Origin of the sequence: Pseudomonas sp. LAMO17WK12:I5, from assembly GCF_900215165.1 — a bacterium.
In the GTDB taxonomy this organism is placed as follows: domain Bacteria; phylum Pseudomonadota; class Gammaproteobacteria; order Pseudomonadales; family Pseudomonadaceae; genus Aquipseudomonas; species Aquipseudomonas putida_A.
The window spans coordinates 132,201-157,871 of sequence record NZ_OBDS01000012.1; the positions used below are offsets into that span (position 1 = coordinate 132,201).

25 protein-coding genes are annotated in these 25,671 nt (G+C 61.3%); 12 read left to right on the forward strand and 13 right to left on the reverse strand.

Features of this window, described 5'->3' with window-relative positions:
- Nucleotides 1–2: 2 nt before the first annotated feature.
- Entirely contained in the window at nt 3–1,154 is a 1,152-nt protein-coding gene (locus tag CRO59_RS21760) for an acyl-CoA dehydrogenase family protein (protein WP_007969526.1), read from the forward strand.
- Nucleotides 1,155–1,340: 186 nt separating this feature from the next.
- Here the strand turns inward: CRO59_RS21760 and CRO59_RS21765 are convergent, their stop codons facing one another.
- The 6 genes from CRO59_RS21765 to CRO59_RS21790 form a co-directional block, all read right to left on the reverse strand.
- Entirely contained in the window at nt 1,341–2,114 is a 774-nt protein-coding gene (locus CRO59_RS21765) for an enoyl-CoA hydratase (RefSeq protein ID WP_097089717.1), read from the reverse strand.
- A 15-nt stretch (nt 2,115–2,129) separates the two neighbouring features.
- Nucleotides 2,130–3,257, reverse strand: a complete 1,128-nt coding sequence (locus CRO59_RS21770; protein WP_096796065.1) for an acyl-CoA dehydrogenase — start codon at nt 3,255–3,257, stop codon at nt 2,130–2,132.
- Between the two features lie 142 nt (nt 3,258–3,399).
- Nucleotides 3,400–4,593, reverse strand: a complete 1,194-nt coding sequence (locus CRO59_RS21775; RefSeq protein WP_097089715.1) for an acetyl-CoA C-acyltransferase — start codon at nt 4,591–4,593, stop codon at nt 3,400–3,402.
- A 12-nt stretch (nt 4,594–4,605) separates the two neighbouring features.
- Complete coding sequence (locus tag CRO59_RS21780; protein WP_097089713.1) at nt 4,606–5,367, reverse strand: SDR family NAD(P)-dependent oxidoreductase; 762 nt, start codon at nt 5,365–5,367, stop codon at nt 4,606–4,608.
- Between the two features lie 15 nt (nt 5,368–5,382).
- Entirely contained in the window at nt 5,383–7,047 is a 1,665-nt protein-coding gene (locus tag CRO59_RS21785) for an AMP-binding protein (protein WP_097089711.1), read from the reverse strand.
- Nucleotides 7,048–7,412: 365 nt separating this feature from the next.
- A complete protein-coding gene (locus tag CRO59_RS21790) occupies nt 7,413–8,429 on the reverse strand; it encodes an AraC family transcriptional regulator (protein WP_097089709.1) in 1,017 nt (338 codons plus the stop codon).
- A 290-nt stretch (nt 8,430–8,719) separates the two neighbouring features.
- On the opposite strand from CRO59_RS21790, the gene efeU reads away from it, so the two are divergent.
- The 4 genes from efeU to efeO (CRO59_RS21810) are packed head-to-tail and all read left to right on the forward strand — an operon-like array spanning nt 8,720 to nt 12,948.
- On the forward strand, nt 8,720–9,574 hold the full coding sequence (efeU, locus tag CRO59_RS21795; RefSeq protein WP_097089708.1) for an iron uptake transporter permease EfeU: 855 nt from the start codon (nt 8,720–8,722) through the stop codon (nt 9,572–9,574).
- A gap of 8 nt (nt 9,575–9,582) precedes the next feature.
- The gene (efeO, locus tag CRO59_RS21800; protein ID WP_097089705.1) at nt 9,583–10,782 is read left to right on the forward strand and encodes an iron uptake system protein EfeO; all 1,200 of its coding nucleotides are present in this window, start codon (nt 9,583–9,585) and stop codon (nt 10,780–10,782) included.
- Between the two features lie 17 nt (nt 10,783–10,799).
- A complete protein-coding gene (gene efeB / locus CRO59_RS21805) occupies nt 10,800–12,098 on the forward strand; it encodes an iron uptake transporter deferrochelatase/peroxidase subunit (RefSeq protein WP_097089703.1) in 1,299 nt (432 codons plus the stop codon).
- Between the two features lie 25 nt (nt 12,099–12,123).
- On the forward strand, nt 12,124–12,948 hold the full coding sequence (gene efeO / locus CRO59_RS21810) for an iron uptake system protein EfeO (RefSeq protein WP_097089701.1): 825 nt from the start codon (nt 12,124–12,126) through the stop codon (nt 12,946–12,948).
- A gap of 123 nt (nt 12,949–13,071) precedes the next feature.
- On the opposite strand, the gene pssA is transcribed toward efeO (CRO59_RS21810), so the two are convergent.
- Complete coding sequence (pssA, locus tag CRO59_RS21815; RefSeq protein WP_097089699.1) at nt 13,072–14,415, reverse strand: CDP-diacylglycerol--serine O-phosphatidyltransferase; 1,344 nt, start codon at nt 14,413–14,415, stop codon at nt 13,072–13,074.
- A gap of 217 nt (nt 14,416–14,632) precedes the next feature.
- On the opposite strand from pssA, the gene CRO59_RS21820 reads away from it, so the two are divergent.
- Nucleotides 14,633–15,196: a TetR/AcrR family transcriptional regulator gene (locus CRO59_RS21820; protein ID WP_096796073.1), complete on the forward strand. Its 564-nt coding sequence runs from the start codon at nt 14,633–14,635 to the stop codon at nt 15,194–15,196.
- Nucleotides 15,197–15,252: 56 nt separating this feature from the next.
- Nucleotides 15,253–15,732 carry a nuclear transport factor 2 family protein gene (locus CRO59_RS21825; protein ID WP_007963424.1) on the forward strand — a complete coding sequence of 160 codons (480 nt, stop codon included), beginning with the start codon at nt 15,253–15,255 and terminating at the stop codon, nt 15,730–15,732.
- 122 nt (nt 15,733–15,854) lie between these two features.
- On the opposite strand, the gene sfnG is transcribed toward CRO59_RS21825, so the two are convergent.
- Complete coding sequence (sfnG, locus tag CRO59_RS21830) at nt 15,855–16,937, reverse strand: dimethylsulfone monooxygenase SfnG (RefSeq protein ID WP_097089698.1); 1,083 nt, start codon at nt 16,935–16,937, stop codon at nt 15,855–15,857.
- 333 nt (nt 16,938–17,270) lie between these two features.
- Between sfnG and CRO59_RS21835 the strand changes: the two genes are divergently transcribed.
- Nucleotides 17,271–18,050 carry a TSUP family transporter gene (locus tag CRO59_RS21835; protein ID WP_027611974.1) on the forward strand — a complete coding sequence of 260 codons (780 nt, stop codon included), beginning with the start codon at nt 17,271–17,273 and terminating at the stop codon, nt 18,048–18,050.
- Here CRO59_RS21835 and nudC read toward each other — a convergent pair.
- From nudC to CRO59_RS21850, 3 genes are all read right to left on the reverse strand, one after another.
- On the reverse strand, nt 18,018–18,848 hold the full coding sequence (nudC, locus tag CRO59_RS21840) for an NAD(+) diphosphatase (RefSeq protein ID WP_097089696.1): 831 nt from the start codon (nt 18,846–18,848) through the stop codon (nt 18,018–18,020). The genes CRO59_RS21835 and nudC overlap by 33 nt on opposite strands.
- A gap of 6 nt (nt 18,849–18,854) precedes the next feature.
- Nucleotides 18,855–19,667: a crotonase/enoyl-CoA hydratase family protein gene (locus CRO59_RS21845; protein WP_097089694.1), complete on the reverse strand. Its 813-nt coding sequence runs from the start codon at nt 19,665–19,667 to the stop codon at nt 18,855–18,857.
- 221 nt (nt 19,668–19,888) lie between these two features.
- Nucleotides 19,889–20,662: a class I SAM-dependent methyltransferase gene (locus CRO59_RS21850; protein ID WP_097089693.1), complete on the reverse strand. Its 774-nt coding sequence runs from the start codon at nt 20,660–20,662 to the stop codon at nt 19,889–19,891.
- 175 nt (nt 20,663–20,837) lie between these two features.
- Here CRO59_RS21850 and CRO59_RS21855 point away from each other — a divergent pair, with 175 nt between their 5' ends.
- From CRO59_RS21855 to pncA, 4 genes are all read left to right on the forward strand, one after another.
- A complete protein-coding gene (locus CRO59_RS21855; RefSeq protein WP_097089691.1) occupies nt 20,838–21,371 on the forward strand; it encodes a tetratricopeptide repeat protein in 534 nt (177 codons plus the stop codon).
- 63 nt (nt 21,372–21,434) lie between these two features.
- Nucleotides 21,435–21,920, forward strand: a complete 486-nt coding sequence (locus CRO59_RS21860) for a sigma-70 family RNA polymerase sigma factor (RefSeq protein WP_219738077.1) — start codon at nt 21,435–21,437, stop codon at nt 21,918–21,920.
- Nucleotides 21,917–22,675, forward strand: coding sequence for an anti-sigma factor (locus tag CRO59_RS21865; protein ID WP_097089690.1), 759 nt, complete (start codon nt 21,917–21,919; stop codon nt 22,673–22,675). The genes CRO59_RS21860 and CRO59_RS21865 overlap by 4 nt, the downstream gene beginning before the upstream one ends.
- A gap of 49 nt (nt 22,676–22,724) precedes the next feature.
- Nucleotides 22,725–23,351 (forward strand): bifunctional nicotinamidase/pyrazinamidase, encoded by a 627-nt coding sequence (gene pncA / locus CRO59_RS21870; RefSeq protein ID WP_097089688.1) that lies wholly within the window; start codon nt 22,725–22,727, stop codon nt 23,349–23,351.
- A 111-nt stretch (nt 23,352–23,462) separates the two neighbouring features.
- Here pncA and CRO59_RS21875 read toward each other — a convergent pair whose 3' ends face one another.
- Both CRO59_RS21875 and CRO59_RS21880 read right to left on the reverse strand, forming a co-directional pair.
- The gene (locus CRO59_RS21875) at nt 23,463–24,764 is read right to left on the reverse strand and encodes an ATP-binding protein (RefSeq protein ID WP_097089686.1); all 1,302 of its coding nucleotides are present in this window, start codon (nt 24,762–24,764) and stop codon (nt 23,463–23,465) included.
- A gap of 4 nt (nt 24,765–24,768) precedes the next feature.
- Complete coding sequence (locus CRO59_RS21880; RefSeq protein ID WP_097089685.1) at nt 24,769–25,470, reverse strand: response regulator transcription factor; 702 nt, start codon at nt 25,468–25,470, stop codon at nt 24,769–24,771.
- Between the last annotated feature and the right edge of the window lie 201 nt (nt 25,471–25,671).

The following is a 25,671-nucleotide window of genomic DNA, read 5'->3' on the forward strand; positions in this document are numbered from 1 at the left end:
CCATGCACGATCTCGAACTGACTGAAGAACAAGTGATGATCCGCGACATGGCCCGGGACTTCGCCCGTGGCGAAATCGCACCGCATGCGCAAGCCTGGGAAAAGGCCGGCTGGATCGACGACGCGCTGGTGGCGAAGATGGGCGAACTCGGTTTGCTCGGCATGGTGGTGCCCGAGGAATGGGGCGGCACTTATGTCGATTACGTGGCCTATGCGCTGGCGGTGGAAGAGATTTCTGCCGGCGACGGCGCCACCGGTGCGTTCATGAGCATCCACAACTCGGTGGGCTGCGGGCCGGTATTGAATTACGGCAGCGAAGAACAGAAAAAGACCTGGCTGGCGGATCTCGCCAGTGGCCAGACGATTGGCTGCTTCTGCCTCACCGAACCGCAGGCCGGCTCCGAAGCGCACAACCTGCGCACCCGCGCCGAACTGCGCGACGGCCAGTGGGTGATCAACGGCGCCAAGCAATTCGTCAGCAATGGCAAACGGGCGAAACTGGCGATCGTGTTTGCGGTGACCGATCCGGATCTGGGCAAGAAAGGCATTTCCGCGTTCCTGGTGCCCACCGATACTGCGGGTTTCATCGTCGATCGCACCGAACACAAAATGGGCATCCGCGCCTCCGACACCTGCGCGGTGACCCTGAACAACTGCAGCATTCCCGAGGCCAATCTGCTCGGCGAGCGCGGCAAGGGTCTGGCGATTGCCCTGTCCAACCTCGAAGGCGGCCGCATCGGCATCGCCGCGCAAGCCTTGGGCATCGCCCGGGCCGCGTTTGAAGCGGCGCTGGTGTATTCCCGCGATCGCATCCAGTTCGGCAAGCCGATCAACGAACACCAGAGCATCGCCAACCTGCTGGCCGACATGCACATGCAAATCAACGCGGCGCGCTTGATGATCCTGCACGCGGCGCGCCTGCGCACGGCGGGCAAACCGTGCCTGTCGGAGGCCTCACAGGCCAAACTGTTCGCCTCGGAAATGGCCGAAAAGGTCTGCTCCTCGGCGATTCAGATTCATGGCGGGTATGGGTATCTGGAGGACTATCCGGTCGAGAAGTACTACCGCGATGCGCGGATTACCCAGATCTACGAGGGATCGAGCGAGATTCAGCGGATGGTGATTGCGCGGGAGCTGAAGAACTACCAACTGTAAAAGCAAAAGATCGCAGCCTTCGGCAGCTCCTACAGGAAAACTGTGTAGGAGCTGCCGAAGGCTGCGATCTATTGATGTTGCCTCAAAAGCTTCGCGAGCAAGCCCGCTCCCACACTGGATTTGTGTACGACGCAGATCCAGTGTGGGAGCGGGCTTGCTCGCGAAGGCGTCAGTCAGCTCAGCGCATTATTTGCCCTGAAATTCCGGCGCACGCTTGGCCACAAACGCCGCCATGCCTTCCTTCTGATCCTGCGTGGCAAACGCCGCATGGAACACCCGGCGCTCGAAGCGCACGCCTTCGGTCAGGTTGACCTCAAAGGCACGGTTGACGCTTTCCTTGACCATCATCGCAATCGGTAGCGATTTACTGGCGATCACCGCGGCGACTTTCAGCGCCTCGTCGAGCAGCTCATCACTCGGCACGATCCGCGCAACGATGCCGCAGCGTTCGGCTTCCACCGCATCGATCATCCGCCCGCTGAGGCACATTTCCATGGCCTTGGCTTTGCCCACGGCGCGGGTCAGGCGCTGGGTGCCGCCCATGCCCGGGAGCACGCCGAGGTTGATTTCCGGCTGACCGAATTTGGCGTTGTCACCGGCCAGGATGAAGTCGCACATCAGCGCCAGTTCGCAGCCGCCACCGAGGGCAAAGCCGTTGACCGCAGCAATGATCGGCTTACGGCGGTTGGCCACACGGTCGCTGTCGCTGAACAGATCATCCATGTAGATCTGCGGGTAGGTCAGTTCGGCCATTTCCTTGATGTCGGCGCCGGCGGCGAAGGCTTTCTTCGAACCGGTGATGACGATGCAACCGATGTTCGCATCCGCTTCCAGACCATCGAGGGCATGGTTCACTTCGCTGACCAGTTGCGCGTTCAGGGCATTCAGCGCCTGCGGCCGGTTGAGAGTGATCAGGCCGACGCGGCCGTGGTTTTCCAGCAGAATCGTTTCGTAAGTCATGGGCAAGATTCCTTGTCAGAGATTGCGCGAAATAACCATGCGCTGAATGTCGCTGGTGCCTTCGTAAATCTGGCAGACGCGCACGTCGCGGTAGATGCGTTCCAGCGGGAAGTCGTTGAGATAACCGTAACCGCCCAGCGTCTGCAACGCCATCGAGCAAACCTTCTCGGCCATTTCCGAGGCGAACAGTTTCGCCATCGAAGCCTCGACCAGCGCCGGCTGACCGCTGTCACGCAGGGCCGCGGCGTAATGCACCATCTGCCGGGCGACGGCGATCTGCGTGGCCATGTCGGCGAGACGGAAGGCCACCGCCTGGTGCTCGATGATCGGTTTTCCGAAAGTGTCGCGCTCACGTGCATAGTCGCGGGCCGCTTCGAACGCAGCGCGGGCCATGCCCACCGCTTGCGAGGCGATGCCGACCCGCCCGCCTTCGAGGTTGGCCAGGGCGATTTTGTAGCCTTCGCCCTCCTCACCCAAGCGATTGGCGACCGGCACTTTGACGTCTTCAAACAGAATCTGGCAGGTGTCCGACGCGTGCTGGCCGAGCTTGTCTTCGACCCGTGCGACTTTGTAGCCGGGCGAATCGGTGGGCACGATGAACGCCGTGATGCCGCGCTTGCCGGCACTCGGATCGGTCACCGCAAATACAATCACGATCCCGGCGTTCTGCCCGGAAGTGATGAACTGTTTGCAGCCGTTCAGCACGTAGTGCTCACCTTCCAACCGTGCGCGGGTTTTCAGGCTGCTGGCGTCGGAACCGGCCTGCGGTTCGGTCAAGGCGAAGGCGCCGAGCATGGCGCCGCTGGCCAACGGTTTGAGGAAGCGTTCGCGCTGGTCGTCGTTGCCGAACTTGAGAATCGGCACGCAGCCCACCGAGTTGTGCACGCTCATGATGGTCGAGCAGGCGCCGTCGCCGGCGGCGATTTCTTCCAGGGCCATGGCGTACGCCAGGTAGCCGGTGTCACAGCCGCCCCACTGCTCCGGCACGAGCATGCCGAAGAAGCCCAGTTCGGCCATCTCGCCGATGGCTTCCTTGGGGAAACGATGCTCGCGATCCCACTCGGCGGCGAACGGTTTCAGCCGTTCCTCGGCGAACTGCCGGGCCATGTCGCGGATCTGGGTTTGGTCTTCGTTGGGAATCATGGTGAATCCTTAAATCCGGGTTACCACACAGAACCCCTGTGGGAGCGAGCCTGCTCGCGAAAGCGGTGTGTCAGTTAAGCAAACATTGACTGACACGACGCCTTCGCGAGCAGGCTCGCTCCCACACGGATTGGCGTTTGTTTCAATAAACGCATTCCACGGCCATCGCCGTGGCTTCACCGCCGCCGATGCAGATCGCCGCGATCCCGCGTTTCAGGTTTTTCTGGCGCAGGGCCGAGAGCAAGGTCACCAGAATCCGCGCGCCCGAGGCCCCGATCGGATGGCCCAGCGCGCAGGCGCCGCCGTGCACGTTGAGCTTGTCGTGGGGAATTTCCAGGTGGGTCATCGCCGCCATCGCCACCACGGCGAACGCTTCGTTGATTTCGAACAGATCGACCTCGTTCAACGCCCAACCGGTCTTCTTCACCAGCTTCTTGATCGCGCCAATCGGTGCCACCGGGAACAGGCCCGGCGTGTCGGCAAATGCCGCGTGACCATGAATCACCGCCAGCGGTTTAAGCCCGAGTTTCTGCGCTTGCGACTGGCGCATCAGCACCAGTGCCGCCGCACCGTCGGAGATCGAGCTAGAGTTGGCCGCCGTTACAGTGCCGCCTTCGCGGAACGCCGGTTTCAGCGAGGCGACTTTGTCCAGTTTGGCTTTCGGCGGCTGCTCGTCGTTGCAGATCAGCACCTGTTCTTTGCCGACGGTCACGGTCAGCGGCACGATCTCGGCCTTGAAGCTGCCGTCCTTGATCGCCTGTTGGGCCCGAGTGGTCGAAGCGATGGCAAACGCATCCTGGGCTTCGCGGCTGAAGTCGTTGGTTTCGGCGCAGTCTTCGGCGAAGGTGCCCATCAGACGGCCCTTGTCGTAGGCGTCTTCGAGGCCGTCGAGGAACATCGAATCGAGCACCCGGCCATGGCCCATGCGGTAACCGGCGCGAGCACGGTCGAGCAGGTATGGCGAGTTGGACATGCTTTCCATGCCGCCGGCGATCACCACGTCGGCGCTGCCGGCCAGCAGCATGTCGTGGGCGAGAATGGTGGTCTCCATGCCCGAGCCGCACATCTTATTGACCGTGGTGCAGCGCGTCGACTTATCCAGCCCGGCACCCAAAGCTGCCTGCCGCGCCGGCGCCTGACCGAGGCCGGCCGGCAATACGCAACCGAACAACACTTCGTCGACCGCATCGCTGGCAACCCCGGCGCGCTCAACCGCGGCCTTGATCGCAGCAGCACCGAGTTGCGGCGCGGTGAGGCTTTTCAGTTCGCCCTGAAAACCGCCCATCGGGGTGCGGACGGCGCTGACGATAACAATCGGATCGTTGGCAATAGTCATGACAAATCCTCCTTACTTGGCGGCCATGCGCAAGGCGCCGTCGAGACGGATCACCTCACCGTTGAGCATGCTGTTTTCGATGATATGCCGAACCAGCGCGGCGTACTCGGCAGGTTTGCCAAGACGCGGCGGGAACGGCACGCCAGCGGCCAGCGACTCGCGCACTTCCGGGGTCATGCCGGCCATCATCGGGGTTTCGAAAATGCCCGGGGCGATGGTCATCACGCGGATGCCGAAGCGCGCCAGTTCGCGGGCGGCCGGCAGGGTCAGGCTGGCGATCGCGCCTTTGGAGGCGGAATACGCGGCCTGGCCGATCTGGCCGTCGAACGCAGCGACCGAAGCGGTGTTGATGATTACCCCGCGCTCGCCATCGGCATTCGCCTCGCTCTCGGCGATGGCCGCCGCGGCCAGACGCAGCATGTTGAAGCTGCCGATCAGGTTGACGTTGATCACCTGGGCAAAACTCGACAGCGCATGCGGGCCGTTCTTGCCGAGAATCTTCTCGCCACGGACGATGCCGGCGCAGTTGACCAGACCGTTGAGGCTGCCAAAGGCTTTGAGCGTCGCCTGCACCGCAGCTTCGGCAGCGGCTTCATTGCTGATATCGGCCACCACACTTTGCGCGCCAAGGCGCTGGGCCTGAGCGGCTACCGCTTCGGCGTTCATGTCCACCAGCATCACTTTGGCGCCGGCGCTGACCAGCAACTCAGCGCTGGCCGCGCCCAGGCCGGAGGCGCCGCCGGTGACGATAAAAACCTTGTTCTCGATCTGCATGACTGACTTCCTGATTCAAGCTGAAACGTTGTGCGCCGCGGCCTCTTGAGCCTTGGCGATTTCCTGGTTGCGCAAGATAAAGCGCTGCAATTTGCCGCTTGGGGTTTTCGGCAATTCGCTGACAAATTCGATTTCCCGCGGGTACGAATGCGCGGCCAAGCGTTTGCGCACGTGTTGCCGCAACTCTTCGGCCAGCGCCGGTTCGGCGCGGTATTGCGGGTTGAGCACGACGAAGGCCTTGACCAGTTCGGTGCGCTCCGGATCCGGCTTGCCGACCACGGCGGCTTCGACCACCGCCGGGTGTTCGATCAGCGCGCTTTCGACGTCGAACGGGCCGACGCGATATCCGGAAGTGGTGATCACGTCATCACTACGCCCGACGAAGCTGATGCTGCCGTCCGGGTTCCACTCCACGGTATCGCCGCTGAGGTAATAATCGCCGACGAAGGCTTTGGTCGGCACGCCCTCGTAGCCGCCGAACCAGCACATCGGCGACTGGGTGCGGTCGATGGCGAGAATGCCCGGCTGGCCGACACCGAGTTCGTTGTAGTGCTCGTCGAGCACCACGATGCGATGGCCCGGCGAGGCGAAACCAGCGGCGCCGAGGTGGATCGGGTGCTGCAGACCGTGGTGGTTGCACAGGACCATGCCCAGTTCGGTCTGGCCGTAATGGTCGTGAATGACTACGCCGAGATTGTCGGCGAACCAGCGGATCACTTCCGGGTTGAGCGGCTCGCCAGCGCTGCTGACGATGCGCAGCTTGCCCTTGATCGACTTGGCGAACTCGTTGCCGCCGGCAATCAACAGACGATACGCGGTTGGCGAACCGGTTAGGTTGGTGATGGCGTATTTGTTGATCACCCGGCAGGTGCTTTCGAGGGTGAACGGGCCATCGTAAAAGGTGATCGGATGCCCCATCGCCATCGGCCCGGTGACGCCGAAATAGATGCCGTAGGCCCAGCCCGGATCGGCGACGTTCCAGAACGAATCTTCGGGACGCAGATCCACCGCGTCGCGGGTGTAGCTCTGGAACGCGACGATCGCCTTGAGCGGCACCGACAGCGCTTTCGACGGGCCGGTGGTGCCCGAGGTGAACATCAGCAGGAACGGGTCTTCGCCGCTCAGCAGCACCGGCTCGCAGAGATTGGAATAGTTGGCCAGCTCGGCCCAGAAACTGAAATCGCCACGGACGATGCCCTGGCCCTTGGCGCCGCCGACGGTGACGATGGTCGGGCATTCGCTGACTTCAGCGAGTTTCGGCCGGTTGACCGCGTCGGTGACCACTACTTTGGCGCCGGAGCTGTTCAGGCGATGTTCGATGGCCTTGGGGCCGAACGCGGTGAACAGCGGCTGATACACCGCACCAATGCGCCAGGTGGCGAACACGGTGATGAGCAATTCGATGTTGCGTGGCAGCAGACCGGCGACCTTGTCGCCCTTTTGCACGCCTTGTTCGAGAAGGAAATTGGCGAAACGCGCGGCTTGGTCTTGCAGCTCGCTGAAGGTGTACGTGGCACTCGCGCCGTCGCGGCCCTCCCAGAACAACGCAATGCGCCCCGGCAAGGCGTGGCGGTCGCAACATTCGACGCAGGCGTTGAGCGCCTCCAGCGTGCCGCTGAGCGCAGCGTCCACGGTGTGCTGATAGTTGAACTGTTCAGTGGCAGACAAGTAATCGCGCATTGCCAGAATCCCTCGGTGTTTTTATTAGGCTGGGAACCGTAAACAACACAGGGATAGTCGCGCTGCGGCGCTGAGGCGGCAATGGTCAAAGCCATCAAAGTGGCTGACTGGTTTGGCCAAGGTTCGAGAGATGTACAGGCTGGACTGACGCCTTCGGGAGCAAGCCCCCTCCCACAGGGAATTGCATTTCACAATGAGGGATCAGCCACAAAAGCAAGGGAGGCTGCAATCACAGAAGGAATGCATTTCAAATGGAAGGCCACCTGGGTAAGCCAGGCAGGCTGCAAATACCAGGAAAAATGCATTTCAAATGTGGGAGGGGGCTTGCTCCCGAAGAGGCCTGATCAGGCTACAAACAGTCCGGATCAGACCGCTTCGTTGAGGATCAGCGTGCGGTAATGCCCCGGATTGGACCCCGACCACTTGCGAAACGCCTTGTAGAACGAACTCGCATCGGCAAACCCCAGCCGTGTGGCGATCTCGACGAAGCTGATCGACGGCTCCGCCAGCCAGGTGATCGCCAACTCCTTGCGCACGCTGTCCTTGAGGCCCTGATAGGTCTGCCCTTCCTCGGACAAACGCCGGCGCAGGGTCGAGGCGGACATGCACAGCTGTTGCGCCAGCGCCTCGGTCTCCGGCCACTGTTCGGCGGGTAGCTGCCGCAGGTCCTGTTTGATCCGGCTGGCGAGGCTTTCCGGGTCGCGGTACTTGACGAGAATGTTCGCCGGCGCATGGGCCAGAAAGCGTTTCAGTTCTTCGGCCGTACGCTTGATCGGCAGGTCGAGGCAGTCAGCAGCAAAGATCATCCGCGTACGCGGACGCTCGAAGCGCAGGTTTTCCGAGAACATCACCCGGTAGTCGTCGCAGAAGTCCGGCTCGGCGCAGCGCAGTTCGATCGCCAGAATCGGAATCCGCCGCCCCGCCAGCCAACAGGCCACGCCGTGGACGATCATCCAGTAGGTGAAATAGGTAAACGCCCGACGCGGCTCGGGATCGTCTTCGAGCAGGACGATTTCCGCCAGGCTCTGCTGATGCGCCAATTGCGCGGGCATTTTTTCCAGCATCAAGGAGAGGAAATTCAGGCCCATGCCCAGGCCGGCGGCCAGCGTCGGTTGCGCCATGGCGCTGCGGCAAAGGAACTCAAGGCTGCCGGACTTTAGCCGACGCGGATCCATGCCGAAGAACTCGTCATCGCCGCGCCGGGCCAGCAAGCGCCAGAGTCTGGCGTATTGCGAGGCAGGCACCCGACCTTGCTCGCTGTGCAGCAGCGCCGGAGCAATCCCGACCTTGTTCAAGACTTCATCCGTGGCCACGCCCGGGGCACAACTTTGCAGCAGCGCTTCACGCACCAGTTGCACGGCGATGGTGTCTTTTTCCGACATGGAGCGAGGCAGACCTTGTTGTTTTCGGGTGAGTGGCATCTTAACGCAGGATGCGAATTCAGCACGAATCCCCTGTGGGAGCGGGCTTGCTCGCGAAGGCGATGTGTCAGCAACATCCTTATCGACTGACGCGCCGCCTTCGCGAGCAAGCCCGCTCCCACAGGGATTTGTGCGTGGCAAAAAACAGGTTGTTCAGCTTGCGTTCAGGTTTATGTCAATCATTGTCATGTGAGAATGGTTGTCATTATGTTACAACTTGTAACTTCTTCGAATGACTTAGTGGACACCGAATGCTCGTTCCCTTTCTGATCATGCTGCGCGAAGGCATTGAAGCCGCGCTGATCGTTGGCATCATCGCCAGCTACCTGCAACAGACCGGTCGTGGCCAGTGGATGCCGGCAGTGTGGATCGGCGTCTTCCTCGCCGCCGCGCTGGCGCTGCTGGTCGGCGGCGGTCTGGAGCTGGTCAGCGCCGAATTCCCACAGAAACAGCAGGAGTTGTTCGAAGGCATTGTCGGATTCGTCGCGGTGGGTATTCTCAGCTCGATGGTGTTCTGGATGCGCAAGGTTGCGCGCTCAATCAAGCATTCGCTGCAAGCCTCGCTCGATCACGCCCTGACCTCGTCAAAGCATCAGGTGATCGCGCTGATCGCCATGGTGTTCTTCGCCGTGGCTCGCGAAGGCCTGGAAACCGTGTTCTTCCTGCTCGCCGTGTTCCAGCAGAGCGAAGGCCCGGGCGCGCCGATCGGTGCCCTGCTCGGCCTGGTGCTGGCGATTGTTGTCGGCTTCCTGATCTACAGCGGCAGCATGCGCCTGAACCTCTCGGCGTTCTTCAAGTGGACCGGGTTGTTCATTCTGGTGGTCGCCGCCGGGATCCTCGCCAATTCGGTGCAAGCCCTGCATGAAGCCGGCGTGTGGAATCACCTGCAAACCGTGCTGTTCGACTTCAGCGCGACGCTGCCGATGGACGGCCCGCTGGGTTCGGTGCTGGCCGGCATGTTCGGGTATCAGGATGCGCCGACCGTCAGCACTCTCGGTGCGTACCTGATCTATCTGGTGCTGGCGCTGGTGATGTTTTTCTACCCCGCCGCGCCGGCCTCGAGCGCTGACGCCGCCGGCAAATCGTCTTCCGTTTCCAGCCAATAAGGACCTCCATGTCAAAGCCTAATACTCCTCAGGCCTCCCCTCCCCGCGCCTTGCGCTGGGCGGTGGCCGGTTCGGTGGTCGTGATGATCGCCGCCGGCGGCTTGTTCTACTACGCCTCGAAAATGGCCGCGGCCAAGCGTCAGCACAACCATGATGAAGTCGTGGTCAACATCAACGCGCACAGCTGTGATCCGAATGAGCTGACGGTTCCCGCCGGCCGCGCCAGTTTCCGCATCGTCAACCGCTCCGACCGCGCGGTGGAGTGGGAAATCCTCGACGGCGTGCTGGTGATCGAAGAGCGCGAAAACATCGCGCCGGGCCTGAGCCAGGTGATCAACGCCAACCTGCAACCCGGCGACTATGCGATCACTTGCGGTCTGCTGAGCAATCCACGTGGCGTACTGCACGTAACGCCGACTGCGGCTTCCGATGCTGCCGCCAAGGCCAAGCCGTCGATGGTTGCTTTCGTCGGGCCGCTGTCGGAGTTTCGCGTGTATCTGGCGACGCAGGGCAGCGCGCTGATCAAAGCCGTGACCGCGCTGAATCAGGCGATTGCCGGTGGCGACCTGGCCCAGGCGCAAGCGCTGTACCTGCCGGCACGTGCCGCTTACCAGCGTCTGGCACCTGCCGCGCAACGGCTGGCCGAACTGGACAACAGCATCAATGCCCGCGCCGATTACTTCGAAAAACGCGAACAGGATCCGGCCTTCGTCGGTTTCCACCGCATCGAATACGCGCTGTTCCAGCAACGCAGCCTCGATGGCTTGAACCCGGTTGCCGAGCGTCTGCTGGCCGACGTCACCACCCTAAAACAGCAACTGCTGGCCCAATCGCTGCCACCGGAGCAACTGGTGAGCATCGTGGTGCGCAACCTCAACACCCTGGCCGACGTGCGCGCCGCCAGCGGTGAAGAGGCACGCTACAGCCACGCCGACCTCAACGGCTTCGCCAGCAACCTGGAAACCGCGCACAAAGTCGTCGAGCTGCTGCGGCCGATGCTGACCAAGTCAGCGCCGGATCTGCTGCCGAAAATCGACGCGGCGCTGAGCGATTTCGACAGCGTACTGAACAGCTTCAAGGTCAAGGACGGCTACGCCACTTACGACACGGTCAGTGGCGAACAACGCAAACAGATCGCCGACAAGGCTCAGGCCCTGGCTGACGCTCTGGATGGCATCGATCCCGCCCTCGGCCTTTCCGGCCTGTAAGCAGAAGACGAATACCGATGAAAGAATTGCAAAACCTCGACCTGCAACGTCGCCGCCTGCTGATGGGCATGGGTGTCGCCGGCGTCGCCCTGGCCGGTTCGGCCCTGAGCTGTCCGGCGATGGCTGCGGCCCCGGCGCAAGTCACCGAAGCGCCGAGCAGCGACAAGACCGAAGACCGCCACGATTTCCACGGCGTGCACCAGACCGGGATCGTCACCCCGCGTCCGGCGTCCGGCATGTTCGTGTCGTTCGACGTACTGGCTAGCGATCGCGAAGACCTTGAGCGGCTGTTCCGTACCCTCAACGAGCGCATCGCGTTCCTGATGAAGGGCGGCCCGGTGGCGCAGATCGACCCGAAACTGCCGCCACCGGATTCCGGCATCCTCGGCCCGGTGGTGACTCCGGACAACCTGACCATCACCGTCTCGGTGGGCGAGTCGCTGTTCGACGAGCGCTTCGGCCTGGCCGCCGCCAAACCGAAGCGCCTGCAACGCATGGTCGGCTTCCCCAATGATGCACTGGAGGCCGATTGCTGCCACGGCGATCTGAGCCTGCAATTCTGCTCGAACACCGCCGACACCAACATTCACGCCCTGCGCGACATCGTCAAGAACCTGCCGGACCTGCTGCTGGTGCGCTGGAAACAGGAAGGCAGCGTGCCGCCGCAAGCTCCGGCCAAACCGGGGGTGCCGGCGCAATCGGCGCGTAACTTTCTCGGTTTCCGCGACGGCTCGGCCAACCCCGATTCAAACGATGCCAAGGCCATGGACAAGATTGTCTGGGTGCAACCGGGCAGCGATGAGCCGGCGTGGGCGGCCCACGGCAGCTATCAAGCGGTGCGGATCATCCGCAATTTTGTCGAGCGCTGGGATCGTACGCCGTTGCAGGAACAGGAAAGCATCATCGGCAGGGTCAAGACCACGGGTGCGCCGATGGGCGCCAACCATGAAACCGAAGTCCCGGATTACAGCAAAGACCCGGAAGGCAAACTGACCAAGCTCGACGCACACATTCGCCTGGCCAACCCGCGCACCGCCGCGAGCCAGGCCAATCTGATCCTGCGCCGGCCGTTCAACTACTCCAACGGCGTGAACAAGAACGGCCAGCTCGACATGGGCCTGCTGTTCATCTGCTACCAGGCCGATCTGGAAAAAGGCTTCATCACCGTGCAGACCCGGCTCAACGGCGAGCCGCTTGAGGAATACCTCAAACCGGTCGGCGGCGGTTACTTCTTCACCCTTCCGGGTGTCACCGGCGACAAGGATTTCATCGGTCGCTCGCTGCTCAACGCCACCCAACCCAAAACAGCTGCCTAACCATAAAAAACCTCGGAGCCGCTCCATGAAAAAGTCGCCACTCGCGTTACTGCTGACCCTCGGTTTGCTCAACACCCCGCTGTCGGCGTTCGCCGCGACGGCGCCACTGGATCTGGTCGGCCCGGTGTCGGACTACAAGATCTACGTCACCGAGCAACTGGATGAACTGGGCAGCCACACCAAACAATTCACCGATGCGGTGAAGAAAGGCGATCTGGCCACTGCGCAAAAGCTCTACGCGCCGACCCGCGTCTACTACGAGTCGATCGAGCCGATTGCCGAGCTGTTCAGTGACCTTGATGCGTCCATCGACTCGCGCGTCGACGACCACGAAAAAGGCGTGAAGGCTGAAGATTTCACCGGTTTTCACCGCATTGAATATTCACTGTTCTCGGAGAAAACCACTGAAGGCCTGACCGCTCTGGCGGACAAGCTCGACAGCGATGTGAAAGACCTGCAAACCCGCGTTGCCGGCCTGACCTTCCCGCCGGAGAAAGTCGTCGGTGGTGCTGCTGCTCTGCTGGAAGAGGTTGCCGCGACCAAGATCTCCGGTGAAGAAGACCGTTACAGCCACACCGACCTGTATGACTTCCAGGGCAACATCGACGGCGCGAAGAAAATCGTCGACCTGTTCCGTCCGCAGATCGAAAAACAGGACAAGGCGTTCGTCGCCAAAGTCGACAAGAACTTCGCCACCGTGGACAAGATCCTCGCCAAGTACACGACCAAGGACGGTGGTTTCGAGACTTATGACAAGGTGAAGGACAACGATCGCAAGGCGCTGGTTGGCCCGGTCAATACCTTGGCGGAAGACCTGTCCACGTTGCGTGGCAAGCTGGGTCTGAACTGATTGATGTAGAGGCCTTAAGTGCCCCATCGCGAGCAGGCTCACTCCTACAGTTGGAATGCATTCCCCTGTAGGAGTGAGCCTGCTCGCGATAGCGGTTTTAACCGCACCGAATAATCTGAAAGTTTACAAAATCCGGTAGAGCAACCGCTCGATCCGCACCCGACTCACGCGCTTGAGAAACTTCGCCACCCCCGCCGGGTACTCCGGCAAGGTCTCCAGGTTCTGGAAGCTGGCAATCCGCGTGGTGTTGCGGAAAATCTCTTGCTGCTCCTTCGCCCGTGGCTCAAGCCACTCGCCTTGCGGATCATCGATCAGCAGCGCGTTTTCCAGGTCGAGGCGGAACGCCCGCGGATTGAGGTTGTTGCCGGTCAGCAGCGTATAGCGCTGGTCGACCCACATGCCCTTGAGGTGATAGCTGTTGTCGCCGTCACGCCACAGGTGCAGGTTCAACTGGCCGCTGTCGATGTTGCGCTGATGGCGCTGGGCAAAACGCCGCAGGCTGATTTCGTACAGATACGGCAACGCCGCAATCACCTTGAACGGCTCGCTCGGCGGAATGTAGAAATCGTTGGCGGTCTTGTCGCCGACCACGATGTCGATCTTCACCCCACGGGCCAGCGCGCGATTGATCTCGCGGATGATCGGCAGCGGCAGATTGAAGTACGGCGTACAGATGGTCAGCTGCTGTTGCGCACTGGCGATCAGCTCGACAATCACCCGGTTCAACGGATTGTTCTTGCCCACGCCCAGCAGCGGACTTACCGACAGGCCGGTATGCGCGGTGCTGCCGGCGCTGGTGTCGTACGCCGCATATTTGAGACGGCTGCGCAGGTCGCCGATGTCGTTGCGCAAGCTGCGGGTAGTCGGCAGGTTGGGCAGGTCGAGGCGATGCACAGCTTTGGATTCGATCAGGCCGTGCTTGACCAGGTGATGCATTGAATCCGCCAGTTCGCGGCTGTGCAGCACGTGGTAGCGGTCGAAACGGTACTTGTCGAACTTGTGCAGGTAGACGTTGTTCAGGCTCGCACCGCTGTAAACCACGCAATCGTCGATCACGAAGCCTTTCAGATGCAGGACGCCGAACAGTTCGCGGGTCTGCACCGGTACGCCGTAGACCGGCACTTCGCTCTGATGGGTGCGGGTCATTTCCTGATACCACGCCGAGTTGCCCGGCTGTTTGCCGGCGCCGATCAGCCCGCGCTGGGCGCGCAGCCAGTCAACCACCACGACGATCTCCAGCTCCGGGCGCTTGAGCTTGGCGGCGTGCAAGGCATCGAGGATTTCCTGACCGGCCTCGTCGTGCTGCAGATACAGCGCAACGATGTAGATGCGCCGGGTCGCCTCGGCGATTTTCTCCAGCAGGCAACGACGGAACTCGGCGGCGCCGGACAGAATGGTCACGGCCTCGGCAGTCAGCGGAAAGCTGCGCAGTTTGGGCAGCAAAGAGCGTTTGAAAAGCAACGGCATAGGGCTCGCAATGGGTCGAATCCGAAGAACCCGAGAGCTTACACCATCAACCGGTTCGGGTCTTGTTACTGTCTGTAATGCCCCCTTCGCGAGCAGGCTCGCTCCCACAATGGATCGCATTTCAAATGTGGGAGCGAGCCTGCTCGCGAAAGCGGTATGGCAGACACAAAAAAATAACCGCTTGACCAAGGAGAACGATCGTTCTACTGTTAGCCGCATGAACGAAATCACTGACACCTCGACCCGCGACATCATTCTGGACGTCACCGAAAAGTTGATCTACAAAAGTGGCATCGCGGCCACCGGCATGGATCTTCTGGTGAAAACCGCCGGCGTCTCCAGAAAAAGCATCTACCGCTACTTCGCCAACAAGGAGGAGCTGACCGTCGCTGCCCTGCAACGCCGCGATGTGCGCTGGATGCATTGGTACAGAAGTGCTGTCGATCAAGCCGAAACCCCGGCCGACCGCCTGCTCAACCTGTTTACCGTGCTCAAAAGCTGGTTCGCTTCGGAAGGTTTCCGTGGCTGTGCCTTCATCAATACCAGTGGCGAGACCGGTGATCCTGAAGACCCGGTGCGCCAGGTCGCCAAAGACCACAAACAGAAGCTGCTCGACTACCTGTGCGAGCTGTGTACCGAACATGGCGTCGAAGATCCGCAACGTCTGGCCAGACAATTGCTGATCCTGATTGACGGCGCCATTACCGTAGCGCTTGTGATGGGTGATCACAGTGCCGCTGATAATGCGCAATGCATGGCGCGTAAGTTATTGGACCTGTAACGCCTTAAATAAGCCTCAACCGTTGTTTAATCGTTAATTAGATCGGGAGACTGAAAATGTCGACTGCTGCCCAAGTGCGTCCGCCTTTACCGCCGTTCAACCGTGAATCGGCTATCGAAAAAGTACGTCTGGCCGAGGATGGCTGGAACTCTCGCGATCCCGAGAAGGTGTCGTTGGCCTACACCCTCGACACAAAATGGCGCAACCGCGCCGAGTTCGCCAACAACCGAGAGGAAGCCAAGGCCTTCCTGACCCGCAAATGGGCCAAGGAACTTGATTACCGCTTGATCAAGGAACTTTGGGCGTATTCGGACACGCGGATTGCCGTGCGCTATGCCTATGAATGGCGCGACGATTCGGGCAACTGGTTTCGTTCCTACGGCAATGAAAACTGGGAGTTCGATGAGCACGGGCTGATGTTCCAGCGCTATGCCTGCATCAACGACATGCCGATCAAGGAAAGCGAGCGCAAGTTCCATTGGCCGCTGGGTCGGCGTCCGGATGATCATCCGGGGCTTTCTGACCTGGGCCTCTAAGTTCACATAGTTCCAATTGTAGGAGTGAGCCTGCTCGCGATAGCGGTGTGTCAGTCAGCCTGAATATCGACTGTTCATACGCAATCGCGAGCAGGCTCACTCCTACAGGAGATTTGTTGGGGTCAGGCTACTGCGGCAGTCCTTTCAGCCTCCAGCTCGCGCACCAACGGCAACACACGTTTGCCGAAATACTCCACCTCCTCCTGAAAGTGCAGAAACCCCGCCAACACCAGATCCACCCCCACCGCTTTCAGCGCCACAATCCGCTCGGCAATCTGCTGTGGCGTGCCGATCAGGTTGGTCTTGAAGCCATCGTTGTATTGCACCAGATCCTCGAACGTCGATTTCGCCCAGTTGCCCTCACCTTCCGGCGACGCCCTGCCCGCTTGCTTCGCTGCGTCACCAAAGGCGTTAACCGCTTCCGGGTCAGCCTGGTCGATGATCTGCGCCAGTACCGCGCGCGCTTCTTCTTCAGTGTCGCGAGCAATCACGAAGGCGTTGACGCCGATCTTCACCGAATGATTGTTGGCTGCCGCTTTGGCCCGGATGTCATCGACCTGCGCCTTGATCCCTTCGACACTGTTGCCGTTGGTGAAATACCAGTCCGAGACCCGCGCCGCCATGTCTCGTGCCGCACGGGAACTGCCGCCCTGAAAGATTTCCGGGCGGCCCAGCGGTTTCGGTTTGAGGGTGTAATGGTCGAAGCGGTAGAAGTCGCCGCGAAAGCTGAAGTTATCCTGGCTCCAGATCCCGCGCAACGAACGAATGAATTCCTCCGAGCGCCGATAGCGCTCGTCGTGTTCCAGCCAATGTTCGCCGATGGCCTGGAATTCGCCCTTGAACCAACCGCTGACGATGTTCACCGCAATCCGGCCGTTGGTGAGTTGATCGATGGTCGCCAGTTGCTTGGCTGCCAGCGCCGGCTGCCATGGCCCCGGCAGAATCGCCGCGATGACTTTGAGCCTGGTGGTAGCCGCCAGCAGCGCATGACTGAACGCCACCGACTCATGCTGGAACTCGGCACCGTAACCGGCGGTAAAGCGGATCTGCGTCAGGGCGTACTCGAACCCGGCCGCTTCGGCGAGTTGCGCGAGTTTGCGGTTGTAGTCGATGCCCCAGTCGGTGCGCTGCTCGATCTTGCTGACCACCAGGCCGCCACTGACGTTCGGCACCCAGTAGGCGAATTTCACGGCTTGCTTGCTCATTGGCGTGTCCTCGGGACATTGGGAAGGTCAATGGGACAGAGCAGCAAGCGTGCCAGGCTAGGAATGCCTGGTTTTGTTGGGTTTCGGGGTGGAGTTGATGTTTTGTGGAAGGGAGATTTGTTGCCGGGTTGTTGTGTGGGCAACAGTTGGATTGGTGGCGGCATGAAGAATGTCTTCGCGAGCAGGCTCGCTCCCACAGGGTGGAATGCGTTTCAAAATGTGGGAGCGAGCCTGCTCGCGAAGGCGTCAGACGGGTCGCCGCAACAGTTGGATACAGGTAACATGACCGCCTTCCCCGCAGCCCTTCTGCGCCCTGCCGAATAAGCCGATTCCATGCCTTTCGAACTCAGCGTTGACCTCACCACCCTGGCCGTTCTGGCCCTTGTCGCTTTCATTGCCGGTTTCATCGACGCCATTGCCGGCGGCGGCGGTCTGTTGACCACCCCGGCGCTGCTCACTGCCGGCCTGCCACCGCACCTGGTGCTGGGCACCAACAAACTGAGTTCGACGTTCGGCTCGGCCACCGCCAGTTTCACCTTCTACCGACGCAAACTGTTCCACCCCCGGCAGTGGATGCACGCGATCGTCGGCACCCTGGTCGGGGCGCTGACCGGTGCCATCGTCGCCCATTATCTGCCGGCGGAATGGCTGAACAAGATGCTGCCGGTGATCGTCTTCGCCTGTGGCCTGTATCTGTTGTTCGGCGGCACGCCCAAAGCGCCGCTGGACAGCGACGCGCCGATCAAGAAGAAATGGCAATCGACCCAAGGCTTCAGCCTCGGTTTCTACGACGGCGTGGCCGGCCCCGGCACGGGTGCGTTCTGGACCGTCAGCAGCCTGCTGCTCTACCCGATCGACCTGGTCAAGGCCAGCGGGGTGGCGCGCAGCATGAACTTCGTCAGCAACATCGCGGCGCTGTCGGTGTTCGTGTTTTCCGGGCAAGTGGACTGGATCATCGGCCTGAGCATGGGCCTGTCGGTGATGGTCGGCGCGTTCTTCGGGGCGCGCACCGCGATCAGCGGCGGCGCCAAGTTCATTCGTCCGGTGTTCATCACCGTGGTATTGGGTTTGACCGTGCGCCTAGCCTGGCAACACTGGTTCAGCGTGGCCTAAGCGGCGGGCCACGTAGACGTCGATCAGATAACGGGCAATCGATTTTGACGCCGGCAACGGCGGCAGATCGTGCACGTTGAACCATTGGGCGTCTTCGATCTCGTCTTCCTGGCAGACGATCTCGCCCCCGGCGTATTCGGCATGGAAGCCGAGCATCATCGAATGCGGGAACGGCCAGCACTGGCTGCCCATGTACTGGATGTTCTTCACTTCGATGCTGACCTCCTCGCGCACCTCGCGAATCAGACAGTCCTCCGCCGACTCGCCCGGCTCGGCGAACCCGGCCAGCGTGCTGTAGACCCCGGTGACGAAACGCGGTGAGCGCGCCAGCAGGATCTCGTCGCCACGGGTCACCAGCACGATCATGCTCGGCGAAATCCGCGGGTAACTGCGCAGGTCGCACGGCTGGCAATACATCGCTCGCTCGCGCGGCACCTGCGTCATCGCCTGCCCACAGTTGCCGCAGAAGCGATGTTCACGCGCCCAGGTGCCGATCTGCGCGGCATAGCCCAGCACCTTATAGACGGTGTGATCGCCATCGAGCATGAACGCCCGCAGACCTTTCCAGTTGCAGCCCGGCACCTCGCTGGAGCTGTGCAATTCCAGCAGATACACCGGCTCGCCATCGAGATGGCCGATGCCGTGTTCGGTGAGAATCGACAACTCCTGACGCTTGAGCCATTCCCGCGGGAACAGCGCGCCGTTGTCATCGAACAGAAAGCCTTCGGGGCTGCGCGCCACGGCCCAGCCGCCGGGTTGATCGGTGTCCAGTACTGCAGTGGTCCAGCGAGCTGTCATGGTTTCTCAATCCAGAAATTCGGGTTTCTGTTTACTCATATGGGCGGCCATGGCCACGCGCAAGTCGGTGGATTGCAACATGGCGGCGTTCCAGGTGGCAACGTATTCGAGGCCGTCGTCGATGCGATGGTCGCGCATGTAGCTGATCATTTCCTTGGTGCCGGTGACCGCGATTGGCGATTTGCCGGCGATCTCGCGAGCAATGTCCATCACGCCTTCGAGCAGCAGCTCCTTGTCAGCGTAAACGCGATTGACCAGACCGATGCTGCGCGCTTCATCTGCGCCGAAAGTGCGCCCGGTGTAAGCCAGTTCACGCAGCATGCCGTCCCCGATGATCCGTGGCAACCGTTGCAAAGTGCCAACATCGGCGGCCATGCCGATATCGATTTCCTTGATCGAGAATTGCGCGTCTTCGGCGGCGTAGCGCATGTCGCAGGCGGCGATCAGGTCGATCGCACCGCCGAGGCAGTAGCCCTGAATCGCCGCCAGTACCGGTTTGCGACAGTTGTCGACGGCGTTGAACGAGGCTTGCAGGGTGAGAATCTTGCGCCGCAGCAGGCGTGCGTTACGGCCGACGTCCTTGCCCAGTTCGTTGGCGACGCCGGCGAGCATCATCAGGTCGATGCCGGAGGAAAAATGTTTACCGTTACCGCTGAGCACCACCACCCGCACTTCATCGGTGTCATCGATCCACTGGAAAATCTCGACGATCTCGCTCCAGAACGCAGCATTCATCGAGTTGATCTTTTCCGGACGATTGATCTGCACATGCGCGATGTTGTCGGCCAGTTCGACGCTGAAGGCGGTGTATTGAGTCATGGCAGTGATCCTTTACCGGGCTGAAAATGAGGCCCGAACTATACCAAGGCATCACGATGGCGGTTCGGCCAAATGCGGGACTGCTTCGAGAGATGCAGTGTCAGGGCTGGCCTCTTCGCGAGCAGGCTCGCTCCCACATTGATATTCAGTGAACGCAGTTTCTGCATTCACCACCGATCCTCGTGGGAGCGAGCCTGCTCGCGAAGGGCTGCACCGCCGATCTAACAGACCTTCACCGCCACATAAGCCGCCGTCTCATAAGGCACCGTCAGCACATGCCGCCCACGCAACGCCGGCTCCGAGGCAATCAGCGCGCGAATCTGCTCATCAACCTTGTCGCGCTGCGTCTGCGGCAATGCGGCAATAAAGCTCGTGGAGCGCACCCGATTGAAAATCACGTCTTCCGGCGAGCCGGTGTGTCCGTGATGAAACTGCTGCAACTGCAACCGCCCGAACGCCGGATGCGGAAACGCCTGACGCCATTGGCCGGTGTAGTAACGCGGCGTGTCCCCCTCCAGCGCATTCACGATAGCGTCGAGTTTCGGCACCCAGCTGACCTGTGTATCGCGCAGGTTCCAGATAAGGCCAAGCTTGCCGCCAGGCTTGAGCACGCGGGCGATTTCCGTCAGGGCTTCCGGGGTGGCGAACCAATGGAACGCCTGCGCGCAGACCACTGCATCCACCGACGCGTCAGGCAGTGGCAGATCGGTCGCGGTACCGCTCACCGCCAACACCTGCGGCCAGGCAGCGGAAAGTTTTTCCAGCATCTGCGCCACCGGTTCCACGGCGATCACCTGCGCGTCGGTGGCCGCCAGCCGTCCGGTGAACTTGCCGGTGCCGGCGCCCAGATCGATGACGGTCTTGTGACTGTCCAGACCCAACGTCTGGGTCAGCCACTGGCTGACCTGCGGCGGGTAGTCCGGGCGGCCCTTGATGTAGGTGTCAGCGGCAGTCTTGTAGCCGGCAGCAGCGGAGTGATGGACCTGATCTTTCATGGCAGTTCCTCGTGTGTCAGCGCCGGGGCATGGCAAAGCGCTGGATGGACGGCAGGCGTAGCCGAGCATAACGCCGCGATTTGCGCGTACCTTGAACAGAGCCTGACAAAGCAATGAATAAAATGCCGGGCTGTGGTGTTCAAAGTGAAACATAACCCTCTGTGGAGCCTTGCCCATGACTATCCGTTCCGTTATGTTCGCCGCCCCGTTGCTGCTGGTCACCGTGTTGTCCGCATCGATGGCGTTTGCCAACGGTGATGAAAGCGCGCCCGTGCAGAAGCCCAACTGCCCCAAAGGCCAGGTCTGGGACAGCAAATCACAGAAATGTGTGCTGCAGACCAGCAGCGCCGTACGGGATGTCGATCGCACCGACTATGCCTACCGATTGGCCAAGGACGGTCGCTACGAAGAGGCCCTGGCCCTGCTCGACACCCTGCAACAACCGAACACCGCCAAAGCCCTCAACTATCGCGGTTACGCCACGCGAAAACTGGGGCGTACCGATGAAGGCATCGGCTATTACCTGCAATCGGTGAAACTCGATCCGCAGTACGCGCAAGTGCGTGAATACCTCGGCGAAGCCTATGTGATCAAAGGCCGCGTCGACCTGGCGCAGGAGCAATTGCAGCAGATCAAATCGATTTGCGGCACCGCCTGCGAGGAATACCAGGACCTGGCTGAAGCCATCAACGATTCATCGAAAACCTGACATAGATAAAGGAACGCCATCATCGTCAGCGATCAGGCATTCAGAGCGGAACTCGGACAGCATCTGGCGCGGCTGTGGCGCTACGGCCTGCTGCTGTCGCGCAATCGTCACGTGGCCGAGGATCTGGTGCAGGCCACGTGTGTGCGGGCGCTGGAACGTGTCGGCCAATATGTGGCCGGCACGCGCATGGATCGCTGGCTGCTGAGCATCTTGCATTCAATCTGGCTCAACGAAGTGCGCGCCCGCCGGGTGCGTCAGGGCGCCGGTCAGGTCGATGCCGACGGGCAACTGGCCTTCGATGGCGAATACGCCGCGCAGACTCATGTGATGGCGGCGCAGGTGATCCGCCGGGTCGATGCGTTGCCGGAGACCCAACGCGAAACCGTGTACCTGGCCTATGTCGAAGGCCTGTCCTACCGCGAAGTCGCCGAGATCCTGCAAGTGCCGATCGGCACGGTGATGAGCCGTCTGGCCACCGCGCGACTGAAACTGGCTGAATATCCGCCCCTGCAAGCCGTGCCGAAAACCACCGGAGGTGACCACCCATGAACAGGCCCTCCGACGAACAACTGGTGGCCTACCTCGATGACGAGCTGGACCCCGCGTATCGCAGCCAGCTCGACAGCGCGATTGCCGACGACCCGTTGCTCAGCCTGCGCGTGCAATGGTTCGAACGCAGCAGCCTGCCGTACAAGGATGCCTATGACGAACTGGCGCAACAGGCACCGCTGGAACGTTTGCAGGCGCGCCTCGATGCCATCCCCGCCCCTCAGCAGCCAGGCCTGAGCAGACGCTGGTTCATCGGTGCGGCCGCCGCGAGTCTGCTGGCGGGCGGCGTGTTGGCCGATCGCCTGTTTCTCGCCTGGCAAACGCAGCAAACGCATAACTGGCGCGCCCTGGTGGGCGACTACATGGCACTGTATGTGCCGCAAACCCTCGATCACCTGCCCAGTGACGAAGCCAGCCAGCGATCGCAACTGCGTGCGGTAGATGCACGCTTGGGGCTGAGTCTGTCGCCGGCACTGGTGAAGTTGCCGGGCGCCGAACTCAAGCGTGCACAAATGCTCGAGTACGACGGTGTGCCGATTGCGCAACTGACCTATCTCGATGCGAAACACGGGCCGCTGGCCTTGTGCGTGACTCGCTCCAACAGTGGCAGCCAGCCTTTGGCGCACGAACGGCGCCACGAAATGAACGTGGTGTACTGGACCGAAGGTGAGCATGCGTGGATGTTGATCGGGCACAACCCGGCGCCGGCGCTGGAAGACCTGGCAAAACACCTGGTCGACAAGCTGGGCGCGTGAGTGCCGCTCCACTATGCTGAGCGGGTGATTATCCAAGGAGGAAGCCCCGATGCAGATTTCACCCCGCACCGCCCTGCTGGTCATTGACGTGCAGAACGACTTCATCCCCGGCGGCCAGTTGGCCGTGCCCGAAGGCGATCAGATCGTGCCGCTGATCAATCGCCTCGGTGGCCTGTTCAAACAGGTGGTGATTGCCCAGGACTGGCACCCGAGCGGCCACGCGTCCTTTGCCTCAAGCCACCCCGGATACCAGCCTTACGAGGTAATTCAGTTGCCCTACGGCGAGCAGGTACTCTGGCCGGAGCATTGTGTGCAAGGCACTGCCGGCGCCGAGTTTCACCCCGAGCTGAACCTGCCGCACGCGCAACTGATCATCCGCAAGGGCTGTAATCCGGACATCGACAGCTATTCGGCGTTTCTCGAAGCGGACCGGCGCACCACCACCGGTCTGGCCGGTTATCTGAAGGAGCGCGGTATCGACACGGTGTACATGGTCGGTCTGGCGCTGGATTTCTGCGTGATGTTTTCTGCGCTGGATGCACGGGCGGCGGGGTTCAACGCGTTCGTGGTGCTGGATGCCTGTCGTGCCATTGACAGGGATGGGTCACTGGCAGCGGCGATGGAGCGGATGCAGACGGCTGGGGTTGGCTTGATTCAGTCGAACCAACTGATCTGACCAACACAAAACCCCTGTGGGAGCGGGCTTGCTCGCGAAAGGTGTGTCAGATTAATTTATGTCGACTGACACTCCGCCTTCGCGAGCAAGCCCGCTCCCACGGGTTTCGGGTCAAGTCATGTCAGGCAACCACAACCTGAACCGCGCCCCACCCAGCGGCGAACTTTCAACCGTCAAGGTCCCGCCCTGCGCCTCCAGCGCCCGACGGCTGATGGCCAGGCCCAGACCAAAGCCGCCGGTAGCCCGATCACGACTGCGATCAAGTCGATAAAACGGTTCGAAAATCCGCTCACGCTCATCATCCGGGATGCCAATGCCATCGTCGTCGACCCAGATCTCGCAACCATCGGGGCTGACCTGCACGCCAATCTGAATGCGTTTTTCGCAATAGCGCATGGCATTGCGCAGCAGGTTCTGGATCGCTCGGGCGGTCAGGCGCGGATCCAGCGTGAAACGTTCGAGCTGACCGTGCAGCAGCACATCGATGACGATGTCCGGCGAGTCCAGTTCTTCATCGACACTGCCCAGAATGCTGTCGATGAACTCATCCAGCGAAACCTCGACCTGTTCCGGCAACTGCGCCGGGTTCTGCAGGCGGCTGTAGGACAGCAGTTCCAGCACCAGCTCATCCAGTTCCCGAATGTGCGCGACCAGTCCTTGCAGGCGCTCGCGACTGGTCGCCGGCAAATCATCGGACAGCGCCAGGGCCAGACCAAAGTCCAGACGGGTCAGCGGCGTGCGCAATTCGTGGGACACCGCATTCAGCAGGTCGCGCTGCTGGTTGAGCAGATTTTCGATATCGCCGGCCATGGTGTCGAACACGTTGGCCAGGCTGCCGATGTTGGAACTGGCGGGGATCTGCGTGCGCTCGTTCAGGTGGCCCTTGCCGAAGCGTTCGGCAGTGCCCTTGAGGCGCTCCAGATCGCGCCAGTGCGGACGAATCCACAGCAGCAGGCAGGCGAGCATGCTCGCACCGATCAGCACGTTGATGCTCCAGTACAACAGATTGACGTCCAGCGGATCCGGGGGTACCACCATTTGCACGGCGACGTCATCGTTCAGCGGCGTGACCGCCAAGGTGCGCCATCCCCAATCGCCAATGCGCACCACGTTTTCCCCTGCGCGCAAACGCACCTGCTCTGCGGCGGTGAACCCGGCGTCGTCGATACGTGCGAGAGCGATGTGCAGCGGCTGGAAGTCCTTGTCCATCGACTGCGCCAGTGCCGGCCACTGATCCTGCGGCACCGCGTGAAACTGCCGGGTGATCAGCGATTGCAGGCCGCGCGAGTAGTCGAGGTTGTAGGTGATGAAGCGCTCGCGGAACGCCATGATCACCAGATCCGGCACCAGATAGATCGCCGCGCTGTAGGAGACGATCGTCACCAGATACAGGCGAAACAGGATTCTGAACATCAGCTCAGCATTCCCACTCGGAGCGGCTGAACAGGTAGCCCTTGCCCCATACCGTCTTGATCTTGCGCGCCTCGCCGGCGTGGTCGTCGAACTTGCGCCGCAGCTTGGAAATCGCCACGTCTACCGAACGGTCGGTGCCGTTGAACTCGATGCCGCGCAGGCGTTGCAGGATTTGATCGCGGCTCAGCACTTCCCCGGCGTGTCGGGCCAGCACCACCAGCAAATTGTATTCGCCGCTGGACAGCTCCACCGGTTGCTCGCGCCAGGTCACGGTGCGCTCGGACAAGTCGATGCACAGATTGCCCATGACGATGCGGTCATTGACCGTCAGCGGTTCACCGAGGCTGCTGCGCCGCAGCAAAGTACGCACCCGGGCCAGCAAAACCCGGGGCTCGCAGGGTTTGGTGACGTAATCGTCGGCGCCCATTTCCAGGCCCAGCACCTGATCGTGGCTGTCGTCGCGGGCGGTCAGCATCAGGATCGGCAGGGTTGCCGAATCGGCGCGCAGCAAGCGGCAGACTTGCAGGCCGTCGAGGCCCGGCAGCATCAGGTCGAGGATCACCAGATCCGGCGGATTGATCCGTGCCCGCTCGCGCACGTGGTCACCACGGCCAATCACGCTGACGGAATAGCCGTTGCGCTCCAGGTAGCTGGAAATCAGTTCGGCGAGGGCGGTGTCGTCTTCGACCAGGAGGATGTTGGGCATGGGGTGTTCCAGGAAAATGCAGTGGCGACTGTTTGGGCCTCATCGCGAGCAGGCTCACTCCTACAAGGTTCGTGTCTGGCACAGTTCCAATGTAGGAGTGAGCCTGCTCGCGATGGCGGTTTATCTGTCGCAATAAATTTCAAGGCGTAAAGGATATACGCCCTCGCCCGTCCCTGAGTAAAACCCTTACACAATTTCACA

Excerpts from the sequence above, each read along its gene's own strand:
- CRO59_RS21825 (WP_007963424.1), top strand. The coding sequence starts at position 15,253 with ATGTCGACTGCTGCCCAAGTGCGTCCGCCTTTACCGCCGTTCAACCGT.
- CRO59_RS21820 (WP_096796073.1), top strand. The coding sequence starts at position 14,633 with ATGAACGAAATCACTGACACCTCGACCCGCGACATCATTCTGGACGTC.
- CRO59_RS21790 (WP_097089709.1), bottom strand. The coding sequence starts at position 8,429 with ATGTCGGAAAAAGACACCATCGCCGTGCAACTGGTGCGTGAAGCGCTG.
- efeO (WP_097089701.1), top strand. The coding sequence starts at position 12,124 with ATGAAAAAGTCGCCACTCGCGTTACTGCTGACCCTCGGTTTGCTCAAC.
- CRO59_RS21765 (WP_097089717.1), bottom strand. The coding sequence starts at position 2,114 with ATGACTTACGAAACGATTCTGCTGGAAAACCACGGCCGCGTCGGCCTG.
- CRO59_RS21845 (WP_097089694.1), bottom strand. The coding sequence starts at position 19,667 with ATGACTCAATACACCGCCTTCAGCGTCGAACTGGCCGACAACATCGCG.
- CRO59_RS21785 (WP_097089711.1), bottom strand. The coding sequence starts at position 7,047 with ATGCGCGATTACTTGTCTGCCACTGAACAGTTCAACTATCAGCACACC.
- CRO59_RS21865 (WP_097089690.1), top strand. The coding sequence starts at position 21,917 with ATGAACAGGCCCTCCGACGAACAACTGGTGGCCTACCTCGATGACGAG.
- CRO59_RS21850 (WP_097089693.1), bottom strand. The coding sequence starts at position 20,662 with ATGAAAGATCAGGTCCATCACTCCGCTGCTGCCGGCTACAAGACTGCC.
- CRO59_RS21855 (WP_097089691.1), top strand. The coding sequence starts at position 20,838 with ATGACTATCCGTTCCGTTATGTTCGCCGCCCCGTTGCTGCTGGTCACC.
- sfnG (WP_097089698.1), bottom strand. The coding sequence starts at position 16,937 with ATGAGCAAGCAAGCCGTGAAATTCGCCTACTGGGTGCCGAACGTCAGT.
- pssA (WP_097089699.1), bottom strand. The coding sequence starts at position 14,415 with ATGCCGTTGCTTTTCAAACGCTCTTTGCTGCCCAAACTGCGCAGCTTT.
- CRO59_RS21880 (WP_097089685.1), bottom strand. The coding sequence starts at position 25,470 with ATGCCCAACATCCTCCTGGTCGAAGACGACACCGCCCTCGCCGAACTG.
- CRO59_RS21875 (WP_097089686.1), bottom strand. The coding sequence starts at position 24,764 with ATGTTCAGAATCCTGTTTCGCCTGTATCTGGTGACGATCGTCTCCTAC.
- CRO59_RS21775 (WP_097089715.1), bottom strand. The coding sequence starts at position 4,593 with ATGACTATTGCCAACGATCCGATTGTTATCGTCAGCGCCGTCCGCACC.
- efeO (WP_097089705.1), top strand. The coding sequence starts at position 9,583 with ATGTCAAAGCCTAATACTCCTCAGGCCTCCCCTCCCCGCGCCTTGCGC.
- CRO59_RS21835 (WP_027611974.1), top strand. The coding sequence starts at position 17,271 with ATGCCTTTCGAACTCAGCGTTGACCTCACCACCCTGGCCGTTCTGGCC.
- nudC (WP_097089696.1), bottom strand. The coding sequence starts at position 18,848 with ATGACAGCTCGCTGGACCACTGCAGTACTGGACACCGATCAACCCGGC.
- CRO59_RS21760 (WP_007969526.1), top strand. The coding sequence starts at position 3 with ATGCACGATCTCGAACTGACTGAAGAACAAGTGATGATCCGCGACATG.
- efeB (WP_097089703.1), top strand. The coding sequence starts at position 10,800 with ATGAAAGAATTGCAAAACCTCGACCTGCAACGTCGCCGCCTGCTGATG.
- efeU (WP_097089708.1), top strand. The coding sequence starts at position 8,720 with ATGCTCGTTCCCTTTCTGATCATGCTGCGCGAAGGCATTGAAGCCGCG.
- CRO59_RS21780 (WP_097089713.1), bottom strand. The coding sequence starts at position 5,367 with ATGCAGATCGAGAACAAGGTTTTTATCGTCACCGGCGGCGCCTCCGGC.
- CRO59_RS21770 (WP_096796065.1), bottom strand. The coding sequence starts at position 3,257 with ATGATTCCCAACGAAGACCAAACCCAGATCCGCGACATGGCCCGGCAG.
- pncA (WP_097089688.1), top strand. The coding sequence starts at position 22,725 with ATGCAGATTTCACCCCGCACCGCCCTGCTGGTCATTGACGTGCAGAAC.